The sequence below is a fragment of the Streptomyces sp. SS8 genome (genome assembly GCF_054072955.1).
The window spans coordinates 92,320-118,707 of record NZ_JBSVCZ010000002.1 but is presented as its reverse complement, the minus strand read 5'-3'; the positions used below and the strand labels follow the sequence as shown (position 1 = coordinate 118,707).

The window sequence follows — 26,388 nt, the reverse complement described above, 5'->3', positions numbered from 1 at the left end:
TCGCCGATGATGGAGGGCATGCGCACCTCCGACCCCGGCGCCCCCGGCGGCGTCCGTACGCCCTACCACGTCTGCTTCGTCTGCACCGGCAACATCTGCCGCTCCCCCATGGCCGAGGCCGTCTTCCGCGCCCATGCGGAGCGGGCCGGCCTGGCGGAGCTGGTGGAGGTGAGCAGCGCGGGGACGGGCGGCTGGCACGCCGGCGACAGCGCCGACTCGCGCACCGTCGCGGTGCTGACGGCCGCCGGATACGTGCACGAGCACGTGGCACGGCAGTTCCGTCGCGACTGGTTCGAACGGCTTGATCTGGTGATCGCCCTGGACGAGGGGCATCTGCGGGACCTGCGGAGGCTGGCGCCCGGCCCCGGGCACGCGCGCAAGGTCCGGCTGCTGCGGTCGTACGCCCCCGGGGCGGGCGGCGGCTCGTGCGACCTGGACGTGCCCGACCCGTACTACGGCGGGCCGGAGGGCTTCGAGGAGTGCCTGACCCTGGTGGAGGAGGCCGTGCCGGGCCTGCTGGAGGAGGTGCGGGCCGCTCTCGGCGGGCCGCCGGCCGGAGACGGCGGGGCCGGTGACGGCGGGGCCGGTGACGGCGGGACCGGCGGGGCGGCGCCGCTGTGACGGGTGTGGCGGGCGCTTCGGGCGGGCCCGGAGAGTCCGGGGAGGGCGTCGCCGGGCGGGCGGCCGCCCTGACCGGCTCGGCCGCCGGGCAGGTACGGCCCGTGGGCGGCGGCGACATCTGCGACGCGTACCGGATCGAGCTCGCGGACGGCCGCACCGTCTTCGCCAAGACCCTGGACGGCGCTCCCCCGGGCTTCTTCGCGGCCGAGGCCGCCGGTCTGGAGCTGCTGCGCTCCACCGGCGCGGTGGCCGTGCCGGAGGTGATCGGCGCCGGGCCGGACGTACTGGTGCTGGAGTGGGTCGAGCCGGGCGCGGCGAGCGCCGGACAGGCCGAACGGCTGGGCCGCGAACTGGCCGCCCTGCACTCCTCACCGGCCCCGGTCTGGGGCGGCACGGACCCCGCCCTCCCCGTCCATCTGGGCTCGGTGCCCCTGCCCTCGCCACCCGAACCGCCCTCCGGGGCAAAGGACTGGCCGGCCTTCCACGCCGAGTGGCGGCTGCTGCCCCTGCTGCGGCGGGCGGTGGACGGCGGCGGGATCGGCCCGGGGGACGCCCGGGACGTGGAGCGGCTGTGCGAGGCGCTGGCCGCGGGCGGGGCGGCGGGCGGTGGGTTGGCGGGCCCCGTTCAGCCGCCCGCCGTCGTCCACGGGGATCTCTGGTCGGGCAACGTCCTGTGGTCCCCCGACGGCCGTGCCCGTCTGATCGACCCGGCCGCGCAGGGCGGTCACCCCGAGACGGACCTGGCGGTGCTGGAGCTGTTCGGCTGCCCGCATCTGGAGCGGCTGCTGGCGGCTTACGAGGAGGTCCGCCCGCTGCCCGGACGCGGGGAGCGCGTGCCGCTGCACCAGCTCCAGCATCTGCTGGTGCACGCCGTCCTCTTCGGCTCCGGCTACGGCGCCCGCTGCGGTGCGGCGGCCCGGGCGGCGCTCGGCTGAGCCACGCACGTACGCTCGAAGGCGCCGGAAGGGCTGGCGGGGGAGAGCGACGAGGAGCGGGACATGACGCGCGAGCGGGACGGGCGGAACGAGCCGGGCGACGTCCGCGGGGACGGGGACGGGACGCGGGTGGTGCGGGCCGGGCTGCCCGAGGAGGAGCCGTACGCGCCGCCGCTGCCGGGCCCGGTGCTGGCCGCGCACTTCCACCTGCCCGGCGATCCGGCGCACGCCCCCTACACCTACGGCCGCGACGGCAACCCCACCTGGACGGGCCTGGAGAGCGCCATCAGCGAGCTGGAGGCTCCCGGCGACGGGACGGCGCGCACGACCGTCTTCGCCTCCGGCATGGCCGCGATCTCCGCGGTGCTGCTGTCCCGGACACGGCCCGGCGACGTGGTGGTGCTGCCCTCGGACGGCTACAACCTGCTCGTTCCGATGCGCGAGCGGCTGGAGGGCTGGGGGGTGGAGGTGCGTACCGCGCCCACCGGCGGCGAAGCGCAGCTCGACGCCCTGGACGGGGCGGCACTGCTGTGGATCGAGTCCCCCTCCAACCCCGGCCTGGACGTGTGCGACATCCGCCGCCTGGCCGACGCCGCCCACGAGCGCGGCGCGCTGGTCGCCGTGGACAACACCCTGGCCACCCCGCTGGGCCAGCGGCCGCTGGAACTGGGCGCCGACTACGCGGTGGCCAGCGGCACCAAGGCGCTGACCGGCCACGGTGACGTGCTGCTGGGCTATGTGACGTGCCGGGACGCGGAGCTGACGGCGTCGGTGCGGCTGTGGCGCAAGACGGTCGGCGCGATCCCCGGGCCGGTGGAGGCGTGGCTGGCGCACCGCTCCCTGGCCACGCTGGAGCTGCGCACCGAGCGGCAGGCCGCGAACGCGCTCGCCGTCGCCGAGGCGCTGCGCGAGCGGCCGGAGGTGAGCGGTGTACGGCACCCGGGGCTGGCGGACGACCCGGCGCACCAGGTGGCGGCTCGGCAGATGCGGCGCTTCGGCTGCGTGGTCTCCTTCACGCTGCCGGACAAGGGGTTCGCCGAACGGTTCCTTGCCGCGCTGCGGCTGGTGGACGACGCGACGAGCTTCGGCGGGGTGCGCTCCACCGCCGAGCGGCGCGGCCGGTGGGGCGGGGACGCGGTGCCGGAGGGCTTCGTGCGGATGTCGGTGGGTGTGGAGGACGCGGCCGATCTGGTCGCCGACGTCCGGGCGGCGCTGGACGAGGCCGGGCGCGGCTGACGTACGGGCCGGTGGGAAGGCGCGCGGTGGGGCGCGGGGCGGCTTGATGCTCCCCCCTCCTGCCTCAAGCCGCCCCGTGCGACGCGCGTAAACAGCGCATGGTCAAGGGTAGTTGACCGAGCGTTGTTGTCCAGTCGTCATATCCGGATGTGAGTGGTTGCGGCACAGGTGATCCCGGTGAGATTGATCTTGTCGTGATTCCCCCGCTTCCGACGAGGCTCGGGCGTGCCGGCCCCGGGGGCGGTCCCGCCTCCCCCGGCCGCCCCGGGCCGCGGTCCTCCGGCGTCGGCGAAGGACGCCCTGAACGTCATGGCGACCTGATTCCGCCGGGCCGTGGGGTGAGCGCGGACGGGTCCGGGGTTCGCGGACTGCGGTCGCCTACCCCGCTCCGGCGCACGCCTCCGCTTCCGCCAGGTACCGCGCCACCGGGCCCAGGGTGAGCATTCCACCGGCGGCGCCGGCGTGTTCCGCACGGGCATCACGCAGGACGGCCGCACAGCGTGCGGCGGTTCCGCGCTCGCCGAGACGTACGGCGGCGCGGGCGGTCAGGCACCACATGGCCTCCTGCATGTGGTCACGCGGTGGTTCGGGGGCCGCGGCGAGGGCGGTACGGGCTTCCTCGCCCCGGCCCTCGGCGAGCAGCACGAGGGGCCGCGTCCAGGGCCTGTACGGGCCCCAGTCCAGGTGCGGGTCGGTGGGCGCCGGCCGGCCGTGCAGCAGACGCAGTCCCAGCAGGGCGAGCGGGAACAGTCCGCGGTGCAGCCCCGGCATTCCGGCCGCCCTAAGGGCGTCCTCGGCACGGCGGTAGCGCGCTGCCGCCGTGGCGGCGGTCGGTCCGCCGGGCTCGGCGCTGCGGGCGGCCGTGGCCCGGGCCCTGAACCACCCGGTGAGGACGGGGACGAGGGGCGCCTCGGTGGTGGCGGCGAGCCGGTCGGCCGCGTCGGCGTGTGAGGCCGCGGCGTCGAGGTCGCCGAGGGCCGAGGCCGACTGCAGGCGGACGAGTCGGCCGAGTACGGCGAAGTTGGGCAGCTCGTGCCGGGTGGCCAGGTCGAGGATCTCGGCGCCGGTCCCGTCCCGTGCCGCCGCGAGTCCGGGGCGGGTGAAGGACTGCAGGGACACCCCGTTGAGGGCGAAGGCCAGCAGGGCGGGATCGGCCAGGCGCCGTGCCAGCTCCTCCGCCTGTCGCGCCGCCCGCCGCGCGTGCTTCAGCTCGGTCTCGGACAGATCGGCGCTGCGGCTCTCGACGGCGACCGTGGCCAGGAGGCGGGCGCGCAGGTCGGCGGGACCGTCCGGGCCGAGCCCGGTGAGCGTGCGCTCGGCGGCCGCGATGACGGCGCGGGACTGCTCGGGATCGTCGGCGCGGCTCCAGATGGCGGGCACGTCGTAGGCGCCGATGGTCCGGGCGGTCAGGGAGAGGTCTCCCGTGCGTTCCGCCGCGTGGATGGCGGCGAGGCGGTCGCGCCGGGAGTGGACGAGGGCGTCGCCGCCCGCCAGCGCGAGGGTGCGGGCCAGATCCACGGTGGTGCGCGGGCCGAGCCGGACACCATGGCCGGTCCACGCGGCAGGTGCTCCTGGGGACGCGGCCCCGTTGAGGATGTCCGTCTCCAGGCGCTGAAGGCCGGTGCCGGGGTCGAGTCCGAGCCGGTGGACGAGCATCGCGCGGGCGCGGCGGAGGACGGCCAGTGCGTCGGCCCGGCGGCCCGCGCGGTACAGCGCGCGGGCAAGCAGCTCCCAGGCCGGCTCGCGCCATGGGTGTTCGGCGACATGGGCGCCCAGTTCGGCGACCAGGTCGGCCCCCTCCCCGGAGTCGAGGAGGATGCGGGCGCGCAGTTCCACCCCCTCCAGCCTCAGTTCCTCCAGTCGGGTCCGCTCGCGCTGCGCCCATGCGGAGCCGGTCACATCGGCGTAGGCGGGTCCGCGCCAGGTCGCGAGCGCCGTGCCGAGGTCGGTCACCGCGCCGGGGTCGCGGCGGGCTCGGGCCAGGGCGTCCTCGAACCGGTGGACGTCCACGTCGTCGCGCGGCAGGCGCAGCGCGTAGCCGGGGCCTTCGGTGACGATCACGCGCGGCGGGTCCCGGGGCGGCCGGTCGGGTTCGAGGGCGCGGCGCAGCGCGGCGACGAACGTGCGCAGAGCGCCCACGGCGCGGGCCGGCGGATCGGTCCACAGGTCATCGACAAGGGTGTCGGTGGTGACCATCCGTGCCTCGGCGGCGACGAGCCGGGCGAGTACCTCACGATGGCGGGGGCCGCCCAGGTCGACCGGGCCGCCGTCGTCACGGAGAGCCCGCACCGCACCCAGCACGTCGATTCGCACAACCCCATCATCCGTGCCGGGGCCGGCCGCGCCCAACCGTACTGATCGGCTGCTGATCGCCGTCGCCCAGGCTGGTCCGGTCAAGTCCCCGACCCGAAAGGGTGCCCACTCATGACGTTCACCGTTCCCGGCTTCGATCACGTCCGCCTGCCCGGTGCGGGCGGTGTGGAGCTGGCCGCGTCCGTCGGCGGCAGCGGCAGCCCGGTCGTGCTGTTGCACGGTTTCCCCCAGACCCGCCTGATGTGGCGACACGTCGCCGAGCGGCTCGGCGACGAGCACACGGTGATCTGTCCCGACCTGCGGGGTTACGGCGCCAGCGACAAACCGGCGGCCACCGGCCCCGATGTGTACGCCAAGCGCACCATGGCCGCCGATGTCGTGAACCTGGTGAAGGCGCTCGGCCACGAGCGCTTTGCCCTCGTCGGCCACGACCGAGGCGCCCTGGTCGCCTTCCGGGCGGGGTTGGACCACCCCGAGATCATCACGCACCTGGGCATCCTCGACATCGTGCCGACGCTCGACATGTGGAACGTCCTGCACGGCGTCTCGGCGGCGGTCGGCTACCACCTCTTCCTGATGGCACAGCCGCCGGGCCTGCCGGAGGCGATGATCGCAGGCAGCGCGGACGCGTTCTTCGGTTCGTTCCTCGACGCCTGGGCCAACGACCCGAACGCCATGCCCGAGGATGTGCGTGCCGAATACCTGCGCGCGAGCGCCGCGGCGGTGACCTCGATCGTCGCGGACTACCGGGCCTCGGCGGACATCGACGTCACGCACGACCAGGCGGATCTGGACGCCGGGTCGCAACTGGCCATGCCCGTGATGGTCGTCCAGCAGGACTGGGGCGCACAGCTGGGCTACGACGCCGCCGGGGTGTGGAAGGCGTGGGCGCCGGACCTGGACCACAGGCTGACCCGCGCCGGGCACTTCATGGCCGAAGAGGCGCCCGGCGAGATCACGGCGGCGGTCCAGGACCTGCTGGCCCGCTGAGCCTCCTGCCCCCGACCCGTCGGCCGGGCCGCGCCGGCAGGCGAGCGCCGGGTCTCCGGCGATCGGTGTTCTTCTCCCGCGCCGGCTTCCCGCGCGTTGCCGCTTCGGCCGACCCGTCGTCCCCGGGCAACGGGGGCAGCGGCAGCGGGGCCCCGGCGGTCGCGGCCATCCCCGCCACCGCCGTACGCGGCACCGCCGGCCGGTCCCGGAAGGTTTCACCGGCCCCGGAGCGGGCCAGACCTCCCCCATGACCGCCGACGCGCGCCCCGTGGTCAAGCGCACCGCCCGGGCCATCCTGATCGATGACGACGAGATGATCCTGATCAAGCGGACCAAGCCCGGCCGCGAGCCGTACTGGATCACTCCGGGCGGCGGTGTCGAGACCGGGGACGCAACCGTCGTCGACGCCCTCCACCGTGAGCTGGACGAGGAGTTGGGGGCGAAGGTGACCGATGTGGTCCCCGCCTTCGTCGACACCGTCCCCTACGACCCTGCCGAGGACGCGGGGGGCTGCGCGGCGGTCGTCGCGCCGCGGGCCGCGGAGGCGGCGGACGCCGTGGGAGGCGCGGTGAAGGTGCAGTTCTTCTTCGTCTGCCGGCTGGCCTCGATGGACCTGTCGCGCCGGCACGGCCCGGAGGTCGAGGAGCCGCGCGGCGAGTACGAGGCCGTCCGCGTCCCCTTCACCCGCGCGGGCATCGCCTCGGTGGAGGTGGTGCCCCCCTCGCTGCGCGCCTACCTCGACGCCAACATCGAGGGCGTACGCGCCCTGCTGGACCCGGACCTGGGCTGACTCCCCGGCGAGTCGTCCCGGTCCCCGGTCCCCGGTCCGGGGGAGCCGGGGGAGCCGGGGCCGCTCAGCCGAACCAGCCCCGGAACGGCGTCCGCTCGCCCTCCGCCCGGCGCCGCCGGGCCTTGTCGAGCAACTGCTCGGCGTGGGCGCGCCAGGCCGCCGGGTCGTCGGAGGGCGGCACGTGCCCGCCGGGTCCGCCGTGCGCACCCGCGTGATCACGCTCGCGCGGCGGCCGTACGGCCGGGCCGCGACGCCGCGCCTCCTGTGCCGCCCCGAAGAAGTCCCCGCCCTTGCGCCGCTGGTCGTCCGTGCCCCAGTCGCGCGGGGTCCCCCTGGGCGCCCGCTGCAGATGGGGGATGTGCTTGGCGCAGTGGATGTAGGCCTCCTCCACCGTCACCCGCACCCACACCAGCGCCCGCCGGCCGGGCACGGAGTCGGTCGGCAGCTCCGGGTGGGCCGGGCGCAGTTCGGCGTCCTCGACGATCTCGGCGCGGCCGTTGACGTGCAGACCGATCCGGGCCTGGAAGAAGTCGATCAGCAGGATGCCCAGATGCGGGTTCTCCTGGATGTTGCCGAGGCTGGCGTGCACTCCGTTGCCCCGGTACTCGGGGTAGACCAGGGTCCGCTCGTCGATCACGTGCAGGAAGCCGGGCGGACCGGCGCGGAAGGAGTTGTCGCACTCGCCGTGCCGGTCGGCGGTGGCCAGGAAGAACATCTCCTGCCGGCCGATGAACTCCCGCATCCGCTCGTTGAGGTGGTCGAGCATCTGCTCGCCGTAGAAGCGGTCGGCGCGCTCGGTCGTGCCCAGACGCTGCTGCATCGCGTGCTCGCCGTCGCTGCCGGGGCGTACGGGCTCGCCGGGAGCGGGGTCCGGGGCTGTGGCGGGTGCCGGGGAGGGGGCGGGTGCCGGGGAGGGGGCGAAGCCCGCCGCCTGCCGGTGCCGCCCGACCGGCGCCGTGCCCTCCGGCTCGTCCGCCGCCCATGCCGGGCGTGCCGGATGTGCCGGGCCCGCGCGGTCCGGCACGGGTGCCGTGTGGACCGGGCGTACCGTCCTGAGCGTCATGGTGGCGTCGACCGTTTCCGTCGCGTCCACGTCGTGGTTCACGTGGTGGTTCCGTCCTGTCTCGCTGTCGCGTCCGCTTCGTCCGTCCGCCGCCGCCCGGCCTCCCGCGGGAGGCCGCGGGCCCCGCGGGCACCGGCCCCGCAGGGCTCAACTCCGCTGTGCCACCAGCCCGCCGAGGGAGTCGTGCCGTATCCGGTCGGAGGGGATCCCCACCCCCACCAGCGCTTCCAGCCCGCTGCGGATCATCCCCGGCGGACCGGACAGATAGCCGTCGAAGGCGTGCCACGGGCCGCCCTGCCGTACCGCGTCCGGGAGCCGGCCGGTGATCCCGCCCGACGGCCCCTCGACCACCGGGCGGACCGACAGCCACGACAGCCTCCGCTCCATCTCGCGCAGGGTGTCCAGGTCGTACAGGTCCAGATCGCTGCGGGCGCCGTAGAACACCTCCACCGGCCGGGCACGGCCGTGCCCGGCGACGTCCTCGACCAGCGCCTTGATGGGGGCGATGCCCGTACTGCCGCCCAGGCAGAGCAGGCCGTTGCCGCGGGAGTGGTCCACCGTCATCGAACCGGCCGGCCCGCCCAGCCGCAGCACGTCGCCGGGGCGGGCCCGGTGGACGAGCGCGCGCGAGACCCAGCCGGCCGGCACCGCCTTGACGTGGAAGACCAGCAGTCCGTCCGGGCGCGGGGCGCAGGCCAGGGAGTACTGCCGCCACACCTTCGGCCACCAGGGCGTCTCGACACTGGCGTACTGGCCGGCCAGGAACGGATAGGGCTGGTCGGGCCGGACGGTGACGACGGCGATGTCGGAGGTGCGCATCTCGTGCGAGACCACCTCGGCGTGCCACAGCGCCGGCGCCCTGCGCTCGTCCTCGGCCGCGGCGTCGATCATGATCTGGGAGATGGCCGTGTAGGCGCGCACCCAGGCGGCCTCCGCCTCCTCGCCCCAGGTGCGCGGGGCGTAGCGGGCCAGCGCGTCGATCAGGCACTCGCCGACGGCGGGGTAGTGCTCGGGCCTGGTGCCGTACTTGCGGTGGCCGCGGCCGAGATGGGAGAGGTACTCCACCAGCGTGCGGCGCTCGTCGATCAGTCCGGCGGCGGTGAGCAGCGCCTTGAACAACCGGTCGCGCTGGGTGTCCATGGCGGCGGGGAACAGCGTGCGCACCCCCGGGTTCCGGGTGAACAGCAGGGCGTAGAAGTACGAGGTGAGTGCCTGGGAGACCGGCTCGACCTCCTCCAGGACACGGCGTATCAGCGTCGCGTCGCGGGAGGGTTCGAACCGCCCGTAGCCGGGGTTGGCGGTGAACTCCGGGACCGGGCCGGGCGCGGAGGGCGCGGGGCCGGGCCCGGACGCGGGTACGGGTCCCGGGCGGGACGTTGGTGCCGTTCGCTCCTCGCCCCGCTTCGGCGCGAACCAGCCCCGGTCGCCGCCTCCGCCGCCGGTGGGCGGCCCACCGGCCGCGCGCTGGGGAGTTCCGTTGCCCGCCGACGTAGTGGCCATGGTCTGTCTCGCCTCGTACATCTTCCGATCGGTCCGGTCACTTACAGAGCGGAAACCACCTGGGCAGAGCCCCCCGTTTCATTGGCCGCGGATATGCGTGAGCGGTGATACGCGGTCTCGACCATACCGGTGCACGATCGATACACAAGCCCCGGCAGGACTTCCACCGAATTCCACGGACTCCGGCATCCCGCTGAATTGCGCTGCGCCCGCGCCCGGCACGGGCCGCCCGCGCAGATCGGCCGGAAGAAGCCTCCCCGCCACGCCCACCAGCGGCGATCACCATGCCACAACCGTCGGTCGTGACACGGGAGGCACGGCCTGAGGCCTCTCTCCACAGGATCCGCCACCTCGAATCCGGCACACTCTCCATACGTTATCTTCACTTTTCCGGACACAGTCACAGAAAGCATCGGAGAGTGTTCTCTGCGCAGTTTTCCAGAGCGCCCCGCTCCCTTTCCAACCGGCTTGCGGATTCCGGCCGGACGCGCCCGGAAAAGCGGCGAAACCGTGTACCCGGATCCTTGCGGGGTATTCCCCGCGTCCACGGCTGTGGGCACGCGTAAACCGGTGGCCGTCCCGCCACCCGACGGCCAGGCCGGGCACCCGTGACGCCCGCCGTACTCGGTGGCGCCGGGCTGACGCCCCGGCCCGGGCACCCGGGCCGGGGCGCGGGGTTCACCCCGCGCGCCACCCCTGCGGGTCCACACCGCCCGGAACGGGCGCCTCCGGGTCGTACGGGGCCCGGGTGAGGACGAACGTGCCCAGGTCCAGATGGCTCACCTCCCCGTCCGCCCCGCGCACCACCCGCAGCGTCTCGCCCGCGTAGTAGCCGTCCAGTCCCGTCCAGGTGCCGTCCGCCTCCGGCCGGAAGCGCGAGGCCCGCCCCGCGCCGCCGACCGGGACCAGCTCCAGCGCCCGCCCCTCGCACACCCGCAGCGCGAACGCCGACGGCCCCCAGTACCACGCCCCCGTCAGCTCCAGCAGTTCCGGACCGGTCTGCGAGCGCGGACGCCAGGGCTCGGGGAAGGACGGCTCGCGCTCGGCGACGATCCCCAGCAGATCGGCCGCCAGACCGCCCACGGGCAGCCCCGAGGTCGCGTTGACCAGCGCCACACTCGCCAGCCGCTCCCCGGGAGCGGTCCACACCGCCGCGAGGAAACCCGGCATGGAACCGGTGTGCCCGGCCAGCAACCGCCCGCCGGAGCGCACCAGTTGCATCCCCAGCCCGTACGCCTGGTCCCAGGACTCGGCCTCCGGCGCCACCGCCGGTGTCCGCATCCGCGCCAGGCTCTCCGCGCCCAGCACCCTCTCGTCGCCCGCCGCCAGGAACGCCGCGAAGCGGCACAGGTCCCCGGCCGTGGACCACAGCTGCCCGGCCGGCGCCATCAGCCCGGTGTCCGCGAGCGGTTCGGGCAGCACCGCGTCCGCCCACGGATGCACGGCCCACCCCCGGGCGTACGGCTCCCGCGGCAGCGGCGTCGTACAGTCCATGCCCAGCGGGTCGAGCACCTCCCCGCGCAGCACCTCGTACCAGGGCGCGCCGCGCAGCCGCTCCACCAGGGAGCCCAGCAGCGCGTAGCCGAGGTTGGAGTAGTGGTGCCGCCGGCCGGCCGGATGCCGCACGGGCCGCTCGCCGAACAGGTCGGCCGGCTCGGGGCGCAGCTCACCGGGCGTCCGCTCCCACCAGGGGCCGCGCGGCTCGGTGGCCAGCCCGGCCGAATGGGACAGCAACTGGGCGACCGTAGCCCGGGCCACCTCCTCCCCGGCCCCGGCGGGCACCTCCAGATGCTCGCCGAGCGGGTCGGACAGGTCCAGCAGCCCCTCGTCGCACAGCCGCATCACCAGCACGGCGACGAACGTCTTGGTGATCGAGCCGATCCGGTACCGGGTGTCCGCGGTCGGCTCGCCCTCCGTCTCCCCCGCCGCGCCGGGCGGGCCGACCGCACCGCCGCGCACCCCCGTCCACACCGTCCGCCCGTCCCGCACCACGGCCCCGACCGCCGACGGCACCCGGCCCTCGGCCTGGGCGACGGCCAGTCTGTGGAGGAGCGCGCGACGGGTCTCCGGCAGCAGTTCCCCGTCCATGTCCGCACTGGAATCACTCATCCGCCCACTCTCCCCGGCGACACCGGCCGGGGCCAGCGTTTTCCACCGCGTCGACCGCCGCCCCGGGTGACAGGGGTGTGGACAACCGTGCGGGGTGGCAGGGCGCGGAACTTCGCACGCTTTCATGCCATTCGATCGTGTCTTCAGATGTTTCACCTCGTTCTCCCGGTGAGGGGCTGCGCCATCGGGGTGATGCCCGGACGGAGGAGACGGTGACGGTGAACGAGGAAGTCCTGCTGGAGTCGAGGACACTGCGCGAGAGCGTGGCCGAACGCACGGGCGCGCTGGACAAGGTGAAGGCCCTCTCCGTCCTGCCGGACGGGATGCATGTCACGACGCGGATGGTGGCCGATTACTTCGAGGTGGGGCTCAAGGCCATCACGTCGCTGGTGGTCGATCACCGGGAAGAGCTGGAGAGCAACGGTTACCGCGTTTTGACAGGTTCAGAACTGAACTCCTTCAAGGAGTTCTGTGGAGTCCAGTCACGCACAAGGTCACAGGCCGTCTTCTCCCGGCGCACCGTCCTCAATGTCGCGATGCTGCTGCGCGACAGCATCGTCGCACGTCAGGTGCGTGCCTACCTGCTGGACGCCGAGCGGAACGCCCGCCCCCGGCCGGTGGAAAACCTTCTCCACATCGACCTCGACGCCCTGGACGAGCGCATCACCCGCATCAGCACCCAGACCGCGGGCCGGCTCATCGGACAGACCATCGTCCCCATGCTGAACCACCTCATCCACGCCTCCGGCGAGCAGCGCCGGGAGCTGACCGCGATCCGCGAGGACCTCGAACGCGTCAAGCGGACCCTCCAGGAGCGGGAAATCACAGGAGCGGCGACGGCAGCCGCGGCGGCCGTGGACGCGATGGGACGGCGCGAGTTCGAGGACCACGTCGCCGGCCTCTGCCGCCGCGACGGATGCACCGTGGCGAACACCGGCTCCGACAGCGGCCTGGTCACCGATCTCGTCGGGCGCACCGCCGACGGGCGGCGGCTGGTGGTGCGATGCGAGCACTCCGCACCGCACCGGGCCGTGGAGAGCGGGGCGATGTGGGAGTTCGCCGGGATGGCGAAGCTCGAACACGAGGCGGAGGTGGCCCTGTCCGTCACCACCTCCACTTTCGCTCCCGCCGCACTCGGCCTCGCGGCCCGCCACGGCATCCCACCGTGCACCGCGCGCTGCTGGAGGCGTGGAACACGGGGACGGCGCTCCAGGTGCTGCGCTGACGACCGGCACGGCCGACAACGGCCGGTGTGTGCGGCACGACCGCGCACAAAGGCCCGAAGTCACAAGCGGAAGTCGCGGCTTCGGGCCTCCCGCCGTCTAACGGCGGAAGGAGCCGGCGGGGGCTCAGAGCGCCAGCTTGAACCCCACGTGCGAGGCCGTGAAACCCAGCCTCTCGTAGAAGCGGTGGGCCTCCGTGCGGGTGGCGTCGGAGGTGAGCTGGACCAGGGCGCAGCCAAGGCCGCGCGCCTCCTCGACCGCCCACTCGATCAGCCGGGTGCCCAGACCCCCGCCGCGCTCGCCGGAGCGGACGCGCACGGCCTCGATGAGCGCACGGCTCGCGCCGCGTCGCGACAGCCCGGGGATGACGGTGAGCTGGAGCGTGCCGACGACCCGGCCGTCGCGGACCGCTACGACCAGGTGCTGGTGCGGGTCGGCGGCGATCTCCGCGAACGCCTCACGGTAGGGGGCGAGGTCGCCGGGCGACTCGCGGCGGGCGCCCAGCGGGTCGTCGGCGAGCATGTCCACGATGGCCCGCAGGTCGTCCGCCGTCGCGGGGCGTATGTCGAAGTCGCTCATGACCGGCACCCTATGCCGCCCCGCGCGGCGGCACCGGCCCGTTTCCGTCCGCACCGGGCCACCCGCCCGGGCCACCCGCCCGGCGCGTCCGCCGGACACGTCCGATTCCTTCAAGACCTCCGGTCCGGCGAAGCCCCAGCATGGCCGTATGGCACCCCGTATCGATCTCGTCGGCCTGGTCACCTCCGACATGGCCGCCTCGCTCGCGTTCTACCGCCGCCTCGGACTCGACATCCCCGCAGGCGCCGAAGATCAGCCCCATGTGGAGGCCCCGCTGCCCGGCGGGCTGCGCATCGCCTGGGACACCGTCGAGACCATCCGCTCCTTCGACCCCTCCTGGACCCCGCCCAGCGGCGGCGGCCGCGTCGAACTCGCCTTCGTCTGCGACGATCCGGCCGACGTCGACCGGCAGTACGCCGAACTGGAACGAGCCGGACACACCGGGCACAAGGCGCCCTGGGACGCCTTCTGGGGTCAGCGGTACGCCATCGTCCTCGACCCCGACGGCAACGCGGTCGCCCTCTTCGCCCCGCTGCCGGAGAGCGCACCCGGCGACCAATCCCCCGGCGGTCAACCCTCCGGCGGCCGGTCCTCCGACAGCAGCACCGAGAGCTGAACCCCGGCCAGCGTCCTGACCTCGCGCGACAGATGCGCCTGGTCCGCGTATCCGGCCTCGGCCGCGGCCGAGGCCGGCGGCACGCCGCCGCGGACCAGGCGCAGAGCCCGCCGGAACCGCAGCACCCGGGCCAGGGGCTTGGGCCCGTAGCCGAAGGCCGCCAGCGAGCGGCGGTGGAGCTGCCGCTCGCTCAGCCCCACCCCGCGCGCCACCTCGGCGACACTCACGCCGTTCCGCAGCCCGGCGGCCACCGCCGCAGTCAGCGGATCGCCCGGCGCCCGCCGCAGCCGTACCGCCGCGGCCTCCTCCAGCACCGCGGCCCCGCTCCGGGCCCCCGCCGTCCGCTCGGCCATCCGCTCGGCCAGCTCCCGTACCTCGCGCTCCGGCCAGAGCGCCTCCAGCGGCACCCGCGCGTCACGCAGCTCGTGCGCCGGCACGCCCAGGACGCGCGGCCCGGTACCGGGCGGGAAGCGCAGCCCCACATAACCGGCCCCCGGCGGGTCGTCGGTCAGCTGGGCCCTGGTGTCCGGCCCGGCCACCAGCAGCCCGCCGGCCGTCCGGATCAGGTCCATGCACCCGTCCGGCAGCACCCTCGCCCGCCGAGGCCGCGCAGGGGCCTCCCGGCGCCACACCACCGCGCCGGCCACCCACCGCGACCCCCGCTCCTCGTACACCTCGCCGGCCTCCCACCCGTGCCCGTGTCCGTGCGCCGCCGACCGGGCGGGCGCCGCACCCGGTCGGATCAGGTCAGGCCGGGTCAGGTCTGGGCCATGTCCACGAAGCGCGAGTAGTGCCCCTGGAAGGCCACGGTGATCGTCGCCGTCGGGCCGTTGCGGTGCTTGGCCACGATCAGGTCCGCCTCACCCGCCCGCGGCGACTCCTTCTCGTAGGCGTCCTCGCGGTGCAGCAGGATGACCATATCGGCGTCCTGTTCGATAGAGCCCGATTCACGAAGGTCCGAGACCATCGGCTTCTTGTCGGTGCGCTGCTCGGGGCCGCGGTTGAGCTGGGAGAGCGCGATCACCGGCACCTCCAGCTCCTTGGCCAGCAGCTTGAGGTTCCGGGACATCTCCGAGACCTCCTGCTGACGGCTCTCGGGGCGGCGCGAGCCACCCGACTGCATCAGCTGGAGGTAGTCGATGACGACCAGCCGCAGGTCGTTGCGCTGCTTGAGGCGGCGGCACTTGGCGCGGATCTCCATCATCGTCAGGTTCGGCGAGTCGTCGATGTACAGCGGCGCGCCCGTGACATCGGGCATCTGGCGCGCCAGCCGGTTCCAGTCCTCGTCCGTCATGCTGCCCGACCGCATGTGGTGCAGCGCCACCCGCGCCTCGGCGGACAGCAGCCGCATCGCGATCTCGTTGCGGCCCATCTCCAGCGAGAAGATCACGCTGGGCAGGTTGTTCCTGATCGAGCAGGCCCGGGCGAAGTCCAGGGCGAGGGTGCTGTTGTGCGTAGGGACCATGGACCGGCTGCACAGGTACAGGTGGGCCGGGTTGTCGACCTGGACGCACCGCACCGGAACGGATTCGATCTCCTCCACGCTCGTGATGAACCGCTGCCCCGGCTTCGGCGTGGACGGGCGGAGGCGGTCCCGGTGCGCCTGCTGCTTGCGGCCCAGCCGGAACACCTCGTCGTCGGTGGTGAAGGTGACCGTGTAGCAGGTCGAGGACTCCTCCGATCTGCCCTTGACGCGCTTGGTCGCCATCCCGCACCGGTACCCAAGGCTCATGACCAGCTCCCGGAACCCTTCGGCGAGAGCGTGGTTGGTGACGGCGAACTGCACGGAACCGGTGCGGGATACGGTGCCGTCGGTGTCGAGAAGCCCCGCCAGCAGTGCTCTCCGCTGGGCAACGGACCCTCGCAGGTACTCGGCGGGAATGTGCTTGTTCCCCAGCACGCCCAGCTCCCGCAGAAGGACGAGGAAGCTGCCGTGCCGCCTGGTGCACGGGGCGCACCGGGGCTCGGTGAAGGGAGAGAAGCACGTGGTCCCGCAGTCGACGCAGGTGGTGTGTGGTACCGGGGCGGAAGCGGCACGCGCCCGGCCACCGCAGGATCGGCCGCAGGTGCGGACATGCGCCAGCCTGGGGACGAACTCCGTGCCGCACACGGCGCAGGACCGCTTGAGGCGTTCCGGTGCGTCCACCGTCAGAGACAGAGCATAGGTGACTTCCGTGTTGCCGACCGGGCGGGTGGTGATGCCGTCCTTCTGGACGTACTCCAAGATCTCAGGGTCCACGGTGGTCAGGCGTGCGGCGGTGCTTGAGCCGTCTCCGAGCCAGACGCCCAGGGTGTAGGGCGGGATCGGGAACGCCCGTTCGGGCAGGTCAAGCGGAGCGGTGTTGCGCACGGAGTGGTTCGTGCGCCGGTCGGCGGTCAGGCACCGTACCGTCTCCGCGATCTCCTTCGTGGTCTTCACCGTCGCGGCTTGGTGGGCGTAGCGCCGGGAGGAGCGGGTGTCGGTGAGCCACTGGTGCTCGGCATCCGCGACAACCGTGGTTCCGTCATCGAAGGTGATCCGGTAGCACGGGCGGCCGTGCATGACGTCGGTCGCGGCGACTACGCGGGTGGGGCGCCCGTCGGCGTCGAGGAGGTCATCCCCTTCGCGGACGTCGCCCATCGTGGTCCACCCGTCAGGGGTGGGCAGCGGGGTGTCGAGCGCCAGTGCCTTGCCCATCGCCGGCCTGGCCGCGATGACGATCATCTGGCCCGGGTGGAGGCCGTTGGTCAGTGAGTCCAGGTCGGTGAAGCCCGTCGGCACGCCCGACATCTGGCCGCTGCGCGAGCCGATCGCCTCGATCTCGTCGAGCGCGCCCTCCATGATGTCGGCGAGCGGGAGGTAGTCCTCCGAGGTGCGCTGCTCGGTGACGGCGTAGATCTCGGCCTGGGCCGAGTTGACGATCTCGTCCACGTCCCCGTCGGCCGCGTACCCCATCTGCGTGATGCGGGTGCCGGCCTCGACCAGGCGGCGCAGGACGGCGCGCTCGTGGACGATCTCCGCGTAGTACTGGGCGTTGGCCGCGGTGGGGACGGCCTGGACCAGGGAGTGCAGATAGCCGGGGCCGCCGACCTTGGCGATCTCGCCGCGTCTGGTCAGCTCGGCGGCGACGGTGATGGGGTCGGCCGGCTCGCCCTTGGCGTAGAGGTCGAGGACGGCCTGGTAGATCGTCTCGTGGGCCGGGCGGTAGAAGTCCTTGCCCTGGAGGGTCTCCACCACGTCCGCGATGGCGTCCTTGGACAGCAGCATGCCGCCGAGGACGGACTTCTCCGCATCGAGGTCCTGCGGGGGGAGACGGTCGAAACCGCCCACCGGGCCCGAGGGCCAGGCGTCGGCGCCGCGGTCGTGGCGCTCGCCGTCGACGGCGGCGTCGCGGCTGCGGCGGGAGACCGGGAGGTGGTCCCCCGGGCCGGGGGAGCCGGTGGCGTATCCGGGTGCCGGGCTGTCGACGTGCTCGGACGGTGTCACCCCGCCACCTCCTCCCGTTCCTCGCGACCCGCGCCCCTCTTTCCTACGGCGCGGCTCTGACACTGGGCGCGCCCGCTCCCCGGTCGCGGACCGGGCGAAGAAGAGGGGAACAGCAGGCGGGCGCCGGACAACGGTAGGGCTACGGGGGCCTCCAGCCAATCCGGTTATCCACAGGGCGTGTGGATGAACGACCGCATCCTGTGGAGAACTCGGCGATTCCTGTGCACGGGGCAGGGGACGGGCCTGTGGAGAACTCCTCCGGCCGACTTTTACACAGGGCCTGAGCTGCTGTTTTCCCATCCACCGGCTGTGCAGGAGAAAAACTTCGCGACTCGCGTCGGGATCGCGACAAACGGCGCAGAGGATCTCACCCCAGGTGAGGAATGGTAATGGTCACACATCTATTGCAACTATTACTTGTGGATGTTTGGATCGGATCATGACACACGCTCCCCCGCCGGCCGGACGCACCGCGGTACGCCGCCACGACCGCGAGATCATCGCGCTGGCGCTCCCCGCCTTCGGCGCGCTCGTCGCGGAGCCCCTGTTCGTCATGGCCGACAGCGCGATCGTGGGCCACCTGGGCACCCCTCAGCTCGCCGGGCTCGGCGTCGCGGCCACCCTGCTGACGACCGGGGTGAACATCTTCGTCTTCCTCGCCTACGCCACCACCGCCGCCGTCGCGCGCCGCGTCGGGGCCGGCGACCTGCCCGCCGCCATCCGGCAGGGCATGGACGGGATCTGGCTGGCGCTGCTGCTCGGCGCGGTGGTGGTGGCCGCCGCACTGCCCGCCGCGCCCGCCCTCGTCGACCTGTTCGGGACGTCCGCGACCGCGGCCCCGCACGCGGTGACGTATCTGCGGATCAGCGCGCTGGGCATCCCCGCCATGCTCGTGGTCCTGGCCGCCACCGGTGTGCTGCGCGGGCTGCAGGACACCCGTACCCCGCTGTACGTGGCCGTCGGCGGCTTCTCCGCCAACGTCGTGCTCAACTTCGCCCTGGTGTACGGCGCCGGGCTGGGCATCGCCGGCTCGGCCTGGGGCACGGTGATCGCGCAGTGCGCGATGGCGGCCGTCTATCTGGTTGTGGTGGTCAGGGGCGCCCGGCGGCACGGCGCCTCGCTGCGGCCGGACGCCGCCGGGATCCGGGCCAGCGGCAGGGCCGGGGCGCCGCTGCTGGTCCGCACCCTGTCACTGCGCGCCGTGCTGGTGCTGGCGACCGCCGTCGCGGCGCGGCTGGGGGACGTCGAGGTGGCCGCGCACCAGATCACGCTGACCGTCTGGTCGCTGCTGGCCTTCGCGCTGGACGCCATCGCCATCGCCGGGCAGGCGATCATCGGCCGCTACCTGGGCGCGGGGGACGCGGCAGGGGCACGGGCCGCGTGCCGGCGGATGGTGCGGTGGGGGATCGCCTCCGGGGTGGTGCTGGGGGTGCTGGTGGTCGCGGCGCGCCCGCTCCTGCTGCCGCTGTTCACCCCGGATCCCGCCGTACACGACCGGCTGACGCCCGCGCTGCTGGTGGTGGCGGTGACCTCGCCGGTCGCGGGGGTGGTCTTCGTGCTGGACGGGGTGCTGATGGGCGCGGGCGACGGACCTTATCTGGCCTGGGCGGCGCTGGCGACGCTGGTGGTGTTCGCCCCGGTGGCGCTGGCAGTCCCGGCGCTGGGCGGGGGGCTGACCGCACTGTGGTGGGCGGTCGCCGGACTGATGATGGGGATGCGGCTGGCCACTCTGTGGCTGCGGGCCCGGTCGGGCCGCTGGGTCGTCACCGGGGCGGTACGCGCCTGAGCGGTGTGCCGGGCACGGCACGGAGCACGGCGAAGGGCCGCGGCCCCCTCGCGGGGACCGCGGCCCTTTCGGCTGTGTGCCGGGGGTGCCGTCAGGCGGCGCCGACCTCGATGCCGATCTTGGCGACGACCTCGGGGTGCAGACGCACCGAGACCCGGTGCGAGCCCAGGGTCTTGATCGGGGCGTCCAGCTCGATGCGGCGCTTGTCGACGTCCGGTCCGCCCGCGGTCTTCACCGCCGCGGCGACGTCGGCCGGGGTGACGGAGCCGAACAGGCGGCCCTGGTCGCCGGCGCGGACCTTCAGGCGCACGGTGACGCCCTCGAGCCTGCCCTTGATCTCGTTGGCCTGCTCGATCGTGGCGATCTCGTGGATCTTGCGGGCGCGGCGGATCTGCTCGACGTCCTTCTCCCCGCCCTTGGTCCAGCGGATGGCGAATCCGCGGGGGAGCAGGTAGTTGCGGGCGTACCCGTCCTTCACCTCGACGATGTCGCCGGCGTTGCCGAGACCCGAGACCTCGTTGGTCAGGATGATCTTCATGAGTCGGTCATCCTTCCCTTATCGAGCGGTCGAGGTGTAGGGCAGCAGCGCCATCTCACGGCTGTTCTTCACGGCCGTGGCGACGTCACGCTGGTGCTGGGTGCAGTTGCCGGTCACGCGACGGGCACGGATCTTGCCGCGGTCGGAGATGAACTTCCGCAGCAGGTTCGTGTCCTTGTAGTCGACGTACTTGATCTTTTCCTTGCAGAACACGCAAACCTTCTTCTTCGGCTTGCGAGCAGGCGGCTTCGCCATTGTCTCTCTCCGTTTGGTTCAAGAAGTCTGTGCCTGTGAGCGCAGCCCCTCCCGGAACCCCTGGGGGTCCCTCAGAAGGGGGGCTCGTCCGAGTAGCCGCCGCCGGAACCGCCGGAGCCACCGCCCCAGCCGCCACCGCCGCCGCCCTGCTGGCCGCCGGCCGGAGCGCCGGTCGCCCACGGGTCGCCCGCGGGTGCGCCGCCGCCCTGCTGGCCGCCGCCGGGGCCGCCGCCCCAGCCGCCGCCACCGCCCTGCTGGCCGCCGCCGCGGCCGGTGGTCTTGGTGACCTTGGCCGTGGCGTTGCGCAGGCTGGCGCCGACCTCGTCGACGTCCAGCTCGTAGACCGTGCGCTTGATGCCCTCGCGGTCCTCGTAAGAGCGCTGCTTGAGCCGGCCCTGCACGATGACGCGGGTGCCCCGGGTGAGGGACTCGGCGACGTTCTCCGCCGCCTGCCGCCACACCGAGCAGGTCAGGAACAGGCTCTCGCCGTCCTTCCACTCGTTGGTCTGGCGGTCGAAGGTGCGGGGAGTGGACGCGACGCGGAACTTCGCGACCGCCGCACCGGAGGGGGTGAAGCGCAGCTCGGGGTCGTCGACCAGATTGCCGACGACCGTGATGACGGTCTCGCCTGCCATGGGTGAACCTCTCGGCGGGGTGCTGCTGGCTGCTGGTGATGCTGTGGTGCCGGTGCTTCCGGAGTGCCGGAGGCGCTACCGGTTGCCCGGGATCCGCTGAGCGGGGGCGCTCAGTGGGTCTCGGGGCGGAGGACCTTGGTCCGCAGAACCGACTCGTTCAGGTTCATCTGACGGTCGAGCTCCTTGACGACCGCGGGCTCGGCCCGCAGGTCGATGACCGAGTAGATGCCCTCGGGCTTCTTCTTGATCTCGTACGAGAGACGACGACGGCCCCAGGTGTCGACCTTCTCGACCTTCCCCTCGCCCTCGCGGACGACGGAAAGGAAGCTCTCGATCAGCGGGGAGACAGCGCGCTCCTCGAGATCGGGGTCGAGGATGACCATCACCTCGTAGTGACGCATGTGGAACCCACCTCCTCTGGACTCGGCGGCCACGGTCGTTCCGTGGCAGGAGGGTCGTGATGCGTGAGCAACGGTATCGGCCGGCACTGACAGTCCCGGTCCGTTCCCCGGAAAGTCCCCGGTCCGTTCCCGGATCCGGTCGCCGCCGGGCAGACACCGCGCAGACGGTACAGAGTACCCGCACCGCCACTCGGGTTGAAATCCGGTGCCCGGTCCCCGCAATCTGGACACAGGGGGCGTGACACGCGTCACCCGTCGCACCCTCGCAAGTCCGGCGGATGCGGCCCATCCGCCCTGTCCGGGAGTCCGGCGGTCCGGCAGCACGGCCGTCCGGACGGTCCCGCGGGAGGTTCCCCATGGCACAGGCGGTACGGAGGAGCCCGGTCTCCTTCCTCCTCAACACCGACGGCCGGCGGCACCCGGTCGAGAACCGGTTCGTCGCCGTGACCGCGGTGCTCGGCGTGGTCGCGTTCGTCACCGGCTTCTTCCCCGGTCTCAGTCTGATCGCGTCCTGGGCCGGGCTGCTGGGGATCGTCTCCGGAGGCTGGGGGCAGATGATCTCCGCGACCACCGGCGAGCGGTTCGCCCTGGTCGTCAGCATGGGAGCGGCGGCGGTCGGCTTCTACCTGGGCATGTCGAACGGCGGCCTGTTCGGCTGACCTCCCGGCTTCCCGCCCGGGACGGGGCGCGGCGGGCGGCGGCTCGCCACGGCCCCGTACTGGCACGTCCGGGGCGCGTGCCTGCGCAGTAGGCTTCCGGCCAGACCCTGCGAAGTACGCCGGAGGAGCGCCCCGTAATGAGCCTGACCCTGAGGACGATCAGTCGCGAGCAGCACCTGGCGTATATCCGGAGCCTGCCATCGGCCAGCCACATGCAGGTGCCCGCGTGGGCGGACGTGAAGGCCGAGTGGCGCTCGGAGAGCCTGGGCTGGTTCGACCCGGGCGGCGAGCTGGTCGGGGCGGGCCTGGTGCTGTACCGCCAGCTTCCCAAGGTCAAGCGCTACCTGGCCTATCTCCCCGAGGGGCCGGTGATCAACTGGTTCGCGCCGAACCTGGAGGAGTGGCTGCGCCCGATGCTGGCGCATCTGAAGGCCAAGGGCGCGTTCTCGGTGAAGATGGGTCCGCCCGTGGTGATCCGGCGCTGGGACGCCCCCGCGATCAAGGCCGGCATCCAGAACCCGGACGTGAAGCGGCTGCGCGACGTCGAGGCCACCCACATCGAGCCGCGCGCCTTCGAGGTGGCCGACCGGCTGCGGCGGATGGGCTGGCAGCAGGGCGAGGACGGCGGCGCCGGCTTCGGCGACGTCCAGCCGCGCTACGTCTTCCAGGTGCCGCTGGAGAACCGCTCGCTGGACGAGGTGCACAAGGGCTTCAACCAGCTGTGGCGGCGCAACATCAAGAAGGCCGAGAAGGCCGGCGTCGAGGTCGTGCAGGGCGGCTACGACGACCTGCCGGTGTGGCAGGAGCTGTACGAGGTCACGGCCGAACGCGACCGCTTCCGGCCGCGTCCCCTGGGTTACTTCCAGCGGATGTGGACGGCGCTGAACTCCGAGGACCCCAACCGGATGCGGCTGTACTTCGCCAAGCACGAGGGCGAGCCGGTGGCCGCGGCCACCATGCTGATCGTGGGCGGGCACGTGTGGTACTCCTACGGCGCCTCGGCCAACCACAAGCGCGAGGTGCGCCCCTCCAACGCCATGCAGTGGCGGATGCTGCAGGACGCGTACGCGCTCGGGGCGAGCGTGTACGACCTGCGCGGCATCAGCGACTCCCTGGACGACTCCGACCACCTCTTCGGTCTGATCCAGTTCAAGGTGGGCACCGGCGGCCAGGCCGCCGAGTATCTCGGCGAGTGGGACTTTCCGCTCAATAAGCTGCTGCACAAGGCGCTCGACATCTACATGTCGCGCCGCTGACGCCCTGCTCCACGCACGTCCGGCGAGGCCGGCGGGACGGAAGACGGCCCGCCGGCGCACGCCGGGACCGATGAGAAAGGTTCCGTACGGCCATGGCGCTCTCCCTCTACGTCGACACCGAACGCTGGCGGGCGCACCAGCAGACGGTGCTGCGGCAGTTCCCGGGGCTGGTCCCGGTCTGCAAGGGCAACGGATACGGCTTCGGCCACGAGCGGCTGGCCGAGGAGGTGACCCGCTCCGGCTCGGACGTCATCGCCGTGGGCACGACGTACGAGGCCGCCCGGATGAAGGACTGGTTCAGCGGGGACCTGCTGGTGCTCACTCCCTTCCGCCGCGGTGAGGAGCCGGTGCCGCTGCCGGACCGGGCGATCCGCACCGTCTCCTCGGTCGACGGGGTGAACGCGCTGGTCGGAGCCCGTGTGGTCATCGAGGTGATGAGCTCGATGAAGCGGCACGGGGTGGTGGAGGAGGACCTGGGCAAGCTGCGCGCCTCGATCGAGGACGTGCGGCTGGAGGGCTTCGCGATCCATCTGCCGCTGGACCGCACCGACGGCACGGACGCGGTGGACGAGGTCATCGGCTGGATGGACCGGCTGCGGGCGGCCCGCCTGCCGCTGGAGACGATGTTCGTCAGCCATCTGGGGCCTCAGGAGTTCGCGCTGCTCCAGCAGCAGTTCCCGCAGACCCGCTTCCGGGCGCGGATCGGCACGCGGCTGTGGCTGGGCGACCACGAGGCCACCCGGTACCGGGGCTCGGTGCTGGACGTCACGCGGGTGGTGCGGGGTGACCGCTTCGGCTACCGGCAGCAGAAGGCTCCGGGCGACGGCTGGCTGGTGGTGGTGGCCGGCGGCACCTCGCACGGGGTGGGCCTGGAGGCGCCGAAGGCCATGCACGGTATGACCTCGCGGGCCAAGGGCGTGGCGCGCGCCGGGCTGGCGACGGTCAACCGCAACCTCTCGCCCTTCGTCTGGGACGGCAAGCAGCGCTGGTTCGCCGAGCCGCCGCACATGCAGGTGTCGATCCTGTTCGTGCCGGAGGAGGCCGCGGAGCCGAAGGTGGGCGACGAGCTGACGGCGATCCTGCGGCACACGACGACGCAGTACGACCGGCTGGTCGACAACTGAGCGGCCGCGCGGCGGCGGGCGCCGTACGACGGCCCGGCCGTACGACGGCGAGGGGTCCGGACACGGAATCGTGTGTCCGGACCCCTCGCCATGTCGCGTCACCGGACGCGTCCCGGCGTCCGGTGCGGTGTTCCCCGGCGCCTCCCGGGCGCTTCCCGGTCGGCGCCCCGGGTGACACCCGGTGTGCTTCCTAGCGCTCCACCTCACCGTTGATGAACTTCTCCACGTTCTCCCGGGCCTGGTCGTCGAAGTACTGGACCGGCGGGGACTTCATGAAGTAGGAGGAGGCCGAGAGGATCGGGCCGCCGACACCGCGGTCCTTGGCGATCTTCGCGGCGCGCAGGGCGTCGATGATGACGCCGGCGGAGTTCGGGGAGTCCCAGACCTCCAGCTTGTACTCCAGGTTCAGCGGGACGTCGCCGAACGCGCGGCCCTCCAGGCGGACGTAGGCCCACTTGCGGTCGTCCAGCCAGGCCACGTAGTCCGACGGGCCGATGTGGACGTTGTCCTCGCCCAGGTCCCGGTCGGGGATCTGGGAGGTGACGGCCTGGGTCTTGGAGATCTTCTTGGACTCCAGGCGCTCGCGCTCGAGCATGTTCTTGAAGTCCATGTTGCCGCCGACGTTGAGCTGCATCGTGCGGTCGAGGACGACGCCGCGGTCCTCGAAGAGCTTGGCCAGCACACGGTGCGTGATGGTCGCGCCCACCTGGGACTTGATGTCGTCGCCGACGATCGGGACACCGGCCTCGGCGAACTTGTTCGCCCACTCCTCGGTGCCGGCGATGAAGACCGGCAGGGCGTTGACGAAGGCGACCTTCGCGTCGATGGCGCACTGCGCGTAGTACTTCGCGGCGTCCTCGGAGCCCACCGGGAGGTAGCACACCAGGACGTCGACCTCGCGGTCCCTGAGGACCTTCACGATGTCGACCGGCTCCTCGGCCGACTCCTCGATGGTCTGGCGGTAGTACTTGCCCAGGCCGTCGAGGGTGTGGCCGCGCTGGACGGTCACGCCGGTGGCGGGCACGTCGCAGATCTTGATGGTGTTGTTCTCACTGGCGCCGATGGCGTCGGCGAGGTCCAGGCCCACCTTCTTGGCGTCCACGTCGAACGCGGCCACGAACTCGATGTCCGAGATGTGGTAGTCGCCGAACTGCACGTGCATCAGACCCGGCACGCGGCTCTTCGGGTCGGCGTCCTTGTAGTACTCGACGCCCTGCACCAGCGAGGCGGCGCAGTTGCCCACGCCGACGATGGCTACGCGAACCGAACCCATTGGCGGTTGCTCCCTGTGTTTGTTCCGTGTCGTTTCCGACGGTGGTGTTGGTGCCGGTCCGCTCGGTGCGGACCTTCACGCGGTGTCATCGGACGGATCGGACGGGGTCTCCCCCCGGTTCTGATCACGCCCCGCCCGCTCGCTCTCGATGAGTTCGTTGAGCCAGCGGACCTCGCGCTCCACGGACTCCATGCCGTGTCGCTGCAGTTCGAGGGTGTAGTCGTCCAGCCGCTCCCGGGTGCGGGCCAGGGCGGTGCGCATCTTGGCGAGGCGCTCCTCCAGGCGGCTGCGGCGGCCTTCCAGCACCCGCATCCGCACATCGCGCGAGGTCTGGCCGAAGAAGGCGAAGCGGACGCCGAACCCCTCGTCCTCCCAGGTGTCCGGCCCGGTCTGGGAGAGGAGCTCCTCGAAGCGCTCCTTCCCCTCGGCCGTGAGGCGGTAGACGATCTTGGCCCGGCGTCCGGCGAGCGGCGCCGCGAGGGAGTCCTCGGGCTCGTCGCCGGGCTCCTCGGCCAGCCAGCCGCGCTGGACCAGCGTCTTCAGGCAGGGGTAGAGGGAGCCGTAGCTGAAGGCCCGGAAGACTCCCAGCGAGGTGTTGAGCCGTTTGCGCAGCTCGTAACCGTGCATGGGTGACTCACGGAGCAGTCCGAGGACGGCGAACTCCAGGATTCCCGAGCGTCTGCCCATCGCCGTCACTCCTTCCGCCGGTGTCCGTCGGCCGGCCCGTCCGCGGGCGGCCGCCTCGGGCTCACGCCCTGTCGTCCTGTGCCATTGTCTCTCACCGATGTATCGAGTCGATACATCGGATCGATAGCGAAGACGATAGAACGCCTCCGGATGCGCGACAAGGGGGGACGGGCGCGGGGGAGAGTGAGCGGTTTCACATCGCTCCTTCACTACAGCTCGGCAGCCCCTCTTTCTCCTGAATGCCGGAGATGGGGTTTTCGTACCTGCGTAGTCTGTCCGCTGTGCGGAAGGCCACCGGGAACCAACGAGGCGTCGGACGCGTCCTCGTCCCGG

General features: G+C 72.7%; 23 protein-coding genes and 1 pseudogene. 11 read left to right on the top strand and 13 right to left on the bottom strand.

Going from position 1 to position 26,388, the window contains the following annotated elements; all coding sequences use genetic code 11:
• Positions 1-18 precede the first annotated feature (18 nt).
• From ACW69E_RS02395 to ACW69E_RS02385, 3 genes are all read left to right on the top strand, one after another.
• Positions 19-621 (top strand): low molecular weight protein-tyrosine-phosphatase, encoded by a 603-nt coding sequence (locus tag ACW69E_RS02395; RefSeq protein ID WP_457496488.1) that lies wholly within the window; start codon positions 19-21, stop codon positions 619-621.
• Positions 618-1,556 (top strand): fructosamine kinase family protein, encoded by a 939-nt coding sequence (locus ACW69E_RS02390; RefSeq protein ID WP_457496487.1) that lies wholly within the window; start codon positions 618-620, stop codon positions 1,554-1,556. The genes ACW69E_RS02395 and ACW69E_RS02390 overlap by 4 nt, the downstream gene beginning before the upstream one ends.
• 63 nt (positions 1,557-1,619) lie before the next feature.
• On the top strand, positions 1,620-2,792 hold the full coding sequence (locus ACW69E_RS02385) for a cystathionine gamma-lyase (protein WP_457496486.1): 1,173 nt from the start codon (positions 1,620-1,622) through the stop codon (positions 2,790-2,792).
• A gap of 378 nt (positions 2,793-3,170) precedes the next feature.
• On the opposite strand, the gene ACW69E_RS02380 is transcribed toward ACW69E_RS02385, so the two are convergent.
• Positions 3,171-5,105, bottom strand: a complete 1,935-nt coding sequence (locus tag ACW69E_RS02380; protein ID WP_457496485.1) for a BTAD domain-containing putative transcriptional regulator — start codon at positions 5,103-5,105, stop codon at positions 3,171-3,173.
• A gap of 111 nt (positions 5,106-5,216) precedes the next feature.
• Here ACW69E_RS02380 and ACW69E_RS02375 point away from each other — a divergent pair, with 111 nt between their 5' ends.
• Complete coding sequence (locus ACW69E_RS02375; protein WP_457496484.1) at positions 5,217-6,095, top strand: alpha/beta fold hydrolase; 879 nt, start codon at positions 5,217-5,219, stop codon at positions 6,093-6,095.
• A 247-nt stretch (positions 6,096-6,342) separates the two neighbouring features.
• Entirely contained in the window at positions 6,343-6,885 is a 543-nt protein-coding gene (locus tag ACW69E_RS02370) for an NUDIX domain-containing protein (RefSeq protein WP_457496483.1), read from the top strand.
• 64 nt (positions 6,886-6,949) lie between these two features.
• Here the strand turns inward: ACW69E_RS02370 and ACW69E_RS02365 are convergent, their stop codons facing one another.
• From ACW69E_RS02365 to ACW69E_RS02355, 3 genes are all read right to left on the bottom strand, one after another.
• On the bottom strand, positions 6,950-7,705 hold the full coding sequence (locus ACW69E_RS02365) for a pyridoxamine 5'-phosphate oxidase family protein (protein ID WP_457496730.1): 756 nt from the start codon (positions 7,703-7,705) through the stop codon (positions 6,950-6,952).
• A 390-nt stretch (positions 7,706-8,095) separates the two neighbouring features.
• A complete protein-coding gene (locus tag ACW69E_RS02360) occupies positions 8,096-9,469 on the bottom strand; it encodes a globin domain-containing protein (protein ID WP_457496482.1) in 1,374 nt (457 codons plus the stop codon).
• 657 nt (positions 9,470-10,126) lie between these two features.
• A complete protein-coding gene (locus tag ACW69E_RS02355) occupies positions 10,127-11,557 on the bottom strand; it encodes a serine hydrolase domain-containing protein (protein WP_457496481.1) in 1,431 nt (476 codons plus the stop codon).
• 323 nt (positions 11,558-11,880) lie between these two features.
• Here ACW69E_RS02355 and ACW69E_RS02350 point away from each other — a divergent pair.
• Positions 11,881-12,654 (top strand): annotated as a pseudogene (locus ACW69E_RS02350) (restriction endonuclease); the annotation flags it as partial.
• Between the two features lie 252 nt (positions 12,655-12,906).
• On the opposite strand, the gene ACW69E_RS02345 reads toward ACW69E_RS02350, so the two are convergent.
• Complete coding sequence (locus ACW69E_RS02345; protein WP_457496480.1) at positions 12,907-13,359, bottom strand: N-acetyltransferase family protein; 453 nt, start codon at positions 13,357-13,359, stop codon at positions 12,907-12,909.
• 148 nt (positions 13,360-13,507) lie between these two features.
• Here ACW69E_RS02345 and ACW69E_RS02340 point away from each other — a divergent pair, with 148 nt between their 5' ends.
• Entirely contained in the window at positions 13,508-13,975 is a 468-nt protein-coding gene (locus ACW69E_RS02340; protein ID WP_457496479.1) for a VOC family protein, read from the top strand.
• Here ACW69E_RS02340 and ACW69E_RS02335 read toward each other — a convergent pair.
• Together ACW69E_RS02335 and dnaB are read right to left on the bottom strand one after the other, a co-directional pair.
• The gene (locus ACW69E_RS02335; RefSeq protein WP_457496478.1) at positions 13,930-14,649 is read right to left on the bottom strand and encodes a helix-turn-helix domain-containing protein; all 720 of its coding nucleotides are present in this window, start codon (positions 14,647-14,649) and stop codon (positions 13,930-13,932) included. The two genes, ACW69E_RS02340 and ACW69E_RS02335, sit on opposite strands and share 46 nt — an antisense overlap.
• A gap of 83 nt (positions 14,650-14,732) precedes the next feature.
• Entirely contained in the window at positions 14,733-17,441 is a 2,709-nt protein-coding gene (gene dnaB, locus ACW69E_RS02330) for a replicative DNA helicase (protein ID WP_457496477.1), read from the bottom strand.
• Between the two features lie 439 nt (positions 17,442-17,880).
• Here dnaB and ACW69E_RS02325 point away from each other — a divergent pair, with 439 nt between their 5' ends.
• Positions 17,881-19,227, top strand: a complete 1,347-nt coding sequence (locus ACW69E_RS02325; RefSeq protein ID WP_457496476.1) for an MATE family efflux transporter — start codon at positions 17,881-17,883, stop codon at positions 19,225-19,227.
• Positions 19,228-19,318: 91 nt separating this feature from the next.
• Here the strand turns inward: ACW69E_RS02325 and rplI are convergent, their stop codons facing one another.
• From rplI to rpsF, 4 genes are all read right to left on the bottom strand, one after another.
• Entirely contained in the window at positions 19,319-19,765 is a 447-nt protein-coding gene (gene rplI, locus ACW69E_RS02320; RefSeq protein ID WP_237877927.1) for a 50S ribosomal protein L9, read from the bottom strand.
• Between the two features lie 18 nt (positions 19,766-19,783).
• Positions 19,784-20,020, bottom strand: a complete 237-nt coding sequence (gene rpsR / locus ACW69E_RS02315) for a 30S ribosomal protein S18 (RefSeq protein WP_027765513.1) — start codon at positions 20,018-20,020, stop codon at positions 19,784-19,786.
• Between the two features lie 71 nt (positions 20,021-20,091).
• Complete coding sequence (locus ACW69E_RS02310; protein ID WP_237877926.1) at positions 20,092-20,655, bottom strand: single-stranded DNA-binding protein; 564 nt, start codon at positions 20,653-20,655, stop codon at positions 20,092-20,094.
• A gap of 110 nt (positions 20,656-20,765) precedes the next feature.
• The gene (rpsF, locus tag ACW69E_RS02305; protein ID WP_093657167.1) at positions 20,766-21,056 is read right to left on the bottom strand and encodes a 30S ribosomal protein S6; all 291 of its coding nucleotides are present in this window, start codon (positions 21,054-21,056) and stop codon (positions 20,766-20,768) included.
• Between the two features lie 356 nt (positions 21,057-21,412).
• On the opposite strand from rpsF, the gene ACW69E_RS02300 reads away from it, so the two are divergent.
• The 3 genes from ACW69E_RS02300 to ACW69E_RS02290 all read left to right on the top strand — a co-directional run bounded on the left by ACW69E_RS02300 (position 21,413) and on the right by ACW69E_RS02290 (position 24,095).
• Complete coding sequence (locus ACW69E_RS02300) at positions 21,413-21,715, top strand: hypothetical protein (protein ID WP_457496475.1); 303 nt, start codon at positions 21,413-21,415, stop codon at positions 21,713-21,715.
• A 137-nt stretch (positions 21,716-21,852) separates the two neighbouring features.
• A complete protein-coding gene (locus tag ACW69E_RS02295; RefSeq protein ID WP_457496474.1) occupies positions 21,853-22,971 on the top strand; it encodes a lipid II:glycine glycyltransferase FemX in 1,119 nt (372 codons plus the stop codon).
• Between the two features lie 92 nt (positions 22,972-23,063).
• A complete protein-coding gene (locus tag ACW69E_RS02290; protein ID WP_457496473.1) occupies positions 23,064-24,095 on the top strand; it encodes an alanine racemase in 1,032 nt (343 codons plus the stop codon).
• A 190-nt stretch (positions 24,096-24,285) separates the two neighbouring features.
• Here the strand turns inward: ACW69E_RS02290 and ACW69E_RS02285 are convergent, their stop codons facing one another.
• Together ACW69E_RS02285 and ACW69E_RS02280 are read right to left on the bottom strand one after the other, a co-directional pair.
• Complete coding sequence (locus ACW69E_RS02285; protein WP_457496472.1) at positions 24,286-25,368, bottom strand: inositol-3-phosphate synthase; 1,083 nt, start codon at positions 25,366-25,368, stop codon at positions 24,286-24,288.
• Between the two features lie 75 nt (positions 25,369-25,443).
• On the bottom strand, positions 25,444-26,055 hold the full coding sequence (locus tag ACW69E_RS02280; protein ID WP_457496471.1) for a helix-turn-helix transcriptional regulator: 612 nt from the start codon (positions 26,053-26,055) through the stop codon (positions 25,444-25,446).
• Positions 26,056-26,388: the final 333 nt, after the last annotated feature.

What these genes read in the sequence shown, in the direction of transcription:
- ACW69E_RS02395 (WP_457496488.1), top strand. Translation starts at nt 19, where the DNA reads ATGCGCACCTCCGACCCCGGCGCCCCCGGCGGCGTCCGTACGCCCTAC.
- ACW69E_RS02385 (WP_457496486.1), top strand. Translation starts at nt 1,620, where the DNA reads ATGACGCGCGAGCGGGACGGGCGGAACGAGCCGGGCGACGTCCGCGGG.
- ACW69E_RS02375 (WP_457496484.1), top strand. Translation starts at nt 5,217, where the DNA reads ATGACGTTCACCGTTCCCGGCTTCGATCACGTCCGCCTGCCCGGTGCG.
- ACW69E_RS02370 (WP_457496483.1), top strand. Translation starts at nt 6,343, where the DNA reads ATGACCGCCGACGCGCGCCCCGTGGTCAAGCGCACCGCCCGGGCCATC.
- ACW69E_RS02365 (WP_457496730.1), bottom strand. Translation starts at nt 7,705, where the DNA reads ATGCAGCAGCGTCTGGGCACGACCGAGCGCGCCGACCGCTTCTACGGC.
- ACW69E_RS02360 (WP_457496482.1), bottom strand. Translation starts at nt 9,469, where the DNA reads ATGTACGAGGCGAGACAGACCATGGCCACTACGTCGGCGGGCAACGGA.
- ACW69E_RS02355 (WP_457496481.1), bottom strand. Translation starts at nt 11,557, where the DNA reads ATGAGTGATTCCAGTGCGGACATGGACGGGGAACTGCTGCCGGAGACC.
- ACW69E_RS02345 (WP_457496480.1), bottom strand. Translation starts at nt 13,359, where the DNA reads ATGAGCGACTTCGACATACGCCCCGCGACGGCGGACGACCTGCGGGCC.
- ACW69E_RS02340 (WP_457496479.1), top strand. Translation starts at nt 13,508, where the DNA reads ATGGCACCCCGTATCGATCTCGTCGGCCTGGTCACCTCCGACATGGCC.
- ACW69E_RS02325 (WP_457496476.1), top strand. Translation starts at nt 17,881, where the DNA reads ATGACACACGCTCCCCCGCCGGCCGGACGCACCGCGGTACGCCGCCAC.
- rplI (WP_237877927.1), bottom strand. Translation starts at nt 19,765, where the DNA reads ATGAAGATCATCCTGACCAACGAGGTCTCGGGTCTCGGCAACGCCGGC.
- rpsR (WP_027765513.1), bottom strand. Translation starts at nt 20,020, where the DNA reads ATGGCGAAGCCGCCTGCTCGCAAGCCGAAGAAGAAGGTTTGCGTGTTC.
- ACW69E_RS02310 (WP_237877926.1), bottom strand. Translation starts at nt 20,655, where the DNA reads ATGGCAGGCGAGACCGTCATCACGGTCGTCGGCAATCTGGTCGACGAC.
- rpsF (WP_093657167.1), bottom strand. Translation starts at nt 21,056, where the DNA reads ATGCGTCACTACGAGGTGATGGTCATCCTCGACCCCGATCTCGAGGAG.
- ACW69E_RS02300 (WP_457496475.1), top strand. Translation starts at nt 21,413, where the DNA reads ATGGCACAGGCGGTACGGAGGAGCCCGGTCTCCTTCCTCCTCAACACC.
- ACW69E_RS02295 (WP_457496474.1), top strand. Translation starts at nt 21,853, where the DNA reads ATGAGCCTGACCCTGAGGACGATCAGTCGCGAGCAGCACCTGGCGTAT.
- ACW69E_RS02290 (WP_457496473.1), top strand. Translation starts at nt 23,064, where the DNA reads ATGGCGCTCTCCCTCTACGTCGACACCGAACGCTGGCGGGCGCACCAG.
- ACW69E_RS02285 (WP_457496472.1), bottom strand. Translation starts at nt 25,368, where the DNA reads ATGGGTTCGGTTCGCGTAGCCATCGTCGGCGTGGGCAACTGCGCCGCC.
- ACW69E_RS02280 (WP_457496471.1), bottom strand. Translation starts at nt 26,055, where the DNA reads ATGGGCAGACGCTCGGGAATCCTGGAGTTCGCCGTCCTCGGACTGCTC.